This is a genomic window from Nitrosomonas sp. (genome assembly GCF_024282095.1).
Taxonomy (GTDB): domain Bacteria; phylum Pseudomonadota; class Gammaproteobacteria; order Burkholderiales; family Nitrosomonadaceae; genus Nitrosomonas.
Genome location: NZ_JAMWZS010000072.1, coordinates 1 through 3,882, shown reverse-complemented (window position 1 = coordinate 3,882; position 3,882 = coordinate 1). Strand labels below are relative to the sequence as shown.

The 3,882-nt window shown below is 46.9% G+C and carries 3 protein-coding genes; all 3 read right to left on the bottom strand.

All coding sequences use genetic code 11. From position 1 onward, the window contains the following. Positions 1-1,709, bottom strand: a 1,709-nt coding sequence (kdpB, locus tag Q0K92_RS12850) for a potassium-transporting ATPase subunit KdpB (protein WP_297326192.1), incomplete at its 3' end; no start/stop codon positions are given. A 15-nt stretch (positions 1,710-1,724) separates the two neighbouring features. Continuing rightward, on the bottom strand, positions 1,725-3,512 hold the full coding sequence (gene kdpA, locus Q0K92_RS12845) for a potassium-transporting ATPase subunit KdpA (protein ID WP_297326191.1): 1,788 nt from the start codon (positions 3,510-3,512) through the stop codon (positions 1,725-1,727). Next, complete coding sequence (gene kdpF, locus Q0K92_RS13140) at positions 3,509-3,601, bottom strand: K(+)-transporting ATPase subunit F (RefSeq protein WP_366019817.1); 93 nt, start codon at positions 3,599-3,601, stop codon at positions 3,509-3,511. Before kdpF ends, kdpA begins: the two co-directional genes overlap by 4 nt. Positions 3,602-3,882: the final 281 nt, after the last annotated feature.

The following is a 3,882-nucleotide window of genomic DNA, read 5'->3' as shown; positions in this document are numbered from 1 at the left end:
TTACCGGTTTCGACAATTTCGATCAGCTTGGTTGGGTTGGAATCAAGATCAACCATATTGCCTGCCTCTTTTGCTGCCTGCGTACCGGAGTTCATGGCAACGGCTACGTCAGCTTGCGCAAGCGCAGGTGCATCGTTAGTGCCATCACCGGTCATGGCAACCAATCTCCCTTGTGCTTGATACTCCCGAATCAATTTAAGCTTGTCTTCAGGTTTGGCTTCAGCGAGAAAATCATCAACACCAGCCTCGGCGGCAATCGCAGCGGCAGTTAGGCGATTATCACCAGTGATCATCACTGTTTTGATGCCCATTTTTCGCAATTCGCTAAAGCGCTCTCTGATACCACCCTTAACGATATCCTTGAGTTCAATGACACCGAGTACGCGCGCGCCATCAGCCACGACTAAAGGGGTGCTACCACGACGTGATACTTGATCAACTAGAACTTCGACACTTTCAGGGAAAGCGCCCCCTAGGTTTTCGATATAAGCACGAATCGTATCCGCTGCACCTTTTCTGATCTTGCGATCACCAAAGTCTACGCCGGACATGCGTGTTTGCGCAGTGAAAGGAACGAAAACTGCATTATGCAATTCACGACCGCGCAACCCAAATTCCTGTTTTGCAAGCACCACGATGGATCGGCCCTCTGGTGTTTCATCGGCTAGCGAGGCGAGTTGTGCGGCATCAGCTAATTCTTTAATCTGGACATTGGGTGCTGGCAAGAAGGCAGATGCTTGTCGATTACCCAGAGTGATTGTTCCCGTCTTGTCGAGCAGTAATACATCCACATCGCCAGCGGCTTCAACTGCACGCCCAGAGGTAGCAATCACGTTCACTTGCATCATCCTGCTCATTCCAGCCACACCAATCGCTGAAAGCAAGCCGCCGATGGTCGTCGGAATAAGACAAACCAGGAGTGCGACTAAAACGGTAATGGATACAGGTGAGCCCGATCCTGCTGACTCAACACTATAGATTGAAAACGGTAATAGCGTTGCGCATACGAATAGAAATATCAGTGTGAGCGTAACGAGCAAAATAGTTAGCGCTATCTCATTGGGTGTTTTCTTACGTTTGGCGTTTTCTACCATTGCAATCATTCGATCCAAGAATGCTTCTCCTGGATTTGCTGTCACGCGAATTACCAGCCAATCCGATAGGATACGCGTACCGCCAGTAACTGCTGAGAAATCGCCGCCCGATTCGCGGATAACAGGTGCAGATTCGCCGGTGATGGCGGATTCATCGACAGAAGCAACGCCTTCAATGACTTCTCCATCAGCCGGAATGAAATCGCCCGCTTCAATGAGTACGATATCTCCTTTTCGCAGCGATATGGAGTCAATAGTCGTAATTTTTGCATCGTGCTTAGGTTCAGCTAATTTCTTTGCAATAATATTCTTCCGCGCACCGCGCAAGGCTGCTGCCTGTGCTTTACCTCGACCCTCAGCGAGTGCTTCGGCAAAATTGGCGAATAAAACGGTGAACCATAGCCATGCAGCTATCGTAAAAATGAATCCTGCTGGTGCTTCGCCATAGCCGACGAGGGCATCAATACCCAATATCGACGTGAGGACACTACCAACCCAGACTACAAACATCACCGGATTACGCCATTGCGCTTGCGGGGTAAGTTTTTTGAACGCATTGAGGAGTGCCGGTTTAATCAATACCGGGTCGAATAACGGAAGGGTTCGTGTTTTCATGAATACTCCTACCTGTTAGTGTGAGAATAGTTGCAAGTGTTCGACGATAGGTCCAAGTGCTAACGCTGGGACATAGTTAAGTGCCCCGAATATGAGTACTGTACTAATGAGTAGGATGACGAACAACGGCCCATGTGTCGGCAGCGTTCCAGCTGTTACAGCGAGTTTTGGTTGTGCTGCCAATTTTCCGGCAATGGCTAATACGGGAATAATGACGCCGAATCGTCCCAACCACATCGCGATAGCAAGCAGAATGTTGTAAAAAGGTGTGTTAGCAGAAAGTCCCGCAAACGCAGATCCATTGTTGTTTCCAGCCGAAGTGAATGCATACAGCACTTCGGAGAATCCATGTGCGCCCGGGTTAGCCATACTTGCCTTGCCAACTTCAGTAACAACGGCGATTGCGGTACCACCGAGCACTAGCATAGGTACAACCAAGATCGCAATCGACACCATCTTCATCTCGAATACGCCGATCTTCTTACCTAAATATTCCGGTGTGCGTCCGATCATCAATCCAGATAAAAAAACGGCGAGCATAGCGAATATGAGCATCCCATATAACCCCGCCCCAACTCCACCAAACACAACTTCACCGAGCATCATCAATCCCATCGGAACTAAACCACCCAATGGCAAAAAACTATCATGCATTGCATTGACCGCTCCACAGGAGGCGGCTGTCGTGACTGTGGCAAATAATGCAGAAGAGACGATACCAAACCGGATTTCCTTACCTTCGAGATTGCCCATTGAACCATCCGTACCCAGTTGGGTGATAAGCGGATTCGAGTGGGATTCAGACCACAGTGCTACGGTTGCCATCGCAATGAATAGCACCGTCATCGCAGCAAGAATCGTCCAGCCCTGCCGCTGATCTCCAACCATTTGACCAAAGGCAAAGCACAGTGCGGTTGGAATCAGAAGAATACTGATCATTTCCAGGAAATTAGTAAGCGGTGTTGGGTTCTCAAAAGGGTGCGCTGAGTTTGCGTTGAAGAAACCGCCGCCGTTGGTACCGAGCAATTTAATTGCTTCCTGCGATGCAACCGGCCCCATCGCAATTGACTGCTTATCTGTTTTGATCGTCTCCATGATCACGTTTCCTTGATCATCCTTCAACGGCTGACCATCAAGATCATTCTTCGGTACGGTATATTCAAGCGGTTCTATCAGCTTGACATCTTGATAAGCATTGAAATTCTGAATAACTCCCTGGTTTACCAGAATTAATGCAAATACAAAAGACAGTGGCAATAGCACATAGAATATTGAACGTGATAAGTCGAGCCAGGCATTTCCGATACCAGCAGCATTCCTTCGCGTAAAACCACGGATCAGTGCAATAACAACTGCGATACCGGTTGCACCTGATGCGAAGTTCTGTACCGTCAAAGCGAGCATCTGCGTCAAGTAACTCATCGTCGATTCGCCACCATAACCTTGCCAGTTGGTATTGGTGACAAAGGATATTGCTGTATTGAAGGCGGAGTCTGAAGACACATCTCCAAGTGATTGAGGATTCAGGGGCAATTCACTCTGAAAACGCTGTAAGGCATACACAACAACCACGCCCAGAATATTGAATAGCACGATAGCTGTAGCATAACGTTGCCATGGCATATCTTCTGCTGGACTGGTGCCAATCAAACGACAGAATCCATACTCAAATTTATCCAGCCACTTGAAGCGGCATGTCAGCTGTCCATCAAATATGCTGGCGAGATAGCGGCCTAAAGGCCAGGCAATAACGAAGAGAACGATAAGAAATAAACCGATTTGTATCCAAGGTGAGGTATTCATGCCACCTCCTCGGCGTTGAATAATGCGTAGAGCAGGTATAGAAACAATAAGATAGCAAGAATACCTGTTAGCCAATATATCCAATTCATCTTTTATTCCTCATGATAGTAGTTGGCGATCAATCCTATGATCAATACTACAGATAAAATGACTACCCAAAGATAATAGATAAGATCCATGTGTTTACTCCCAAAGTTATCTACTTGTACAGTATCAACATTTGTGTGTAAAAATGGAGTTGAATTGAAGGGATGGAGCGTAAAAATAATGTAAAAATTTATTTGATTGAGTACTGGCAAAAATTTCTTATTAACAGTTTGATCTATAATCAGAGATCTTCAAGAAAACTGCACTAGATTCCCTATTCCAT

Coding starts and splice junctions, on each gene's coding strand:
- kdpA (WP_297326191.1), bottom strand. CDS start 3,512: ATGAATACCTCACCTTGGATACAAATCGGTTTATTTCTTATCGTTCTC.
- kdpF (WP_366019817.1), bottom strand. CDS start 3,601: ATGAATTGGATATATTGGCTAACAGGTATTCTTGCTATCTTATTGTTT.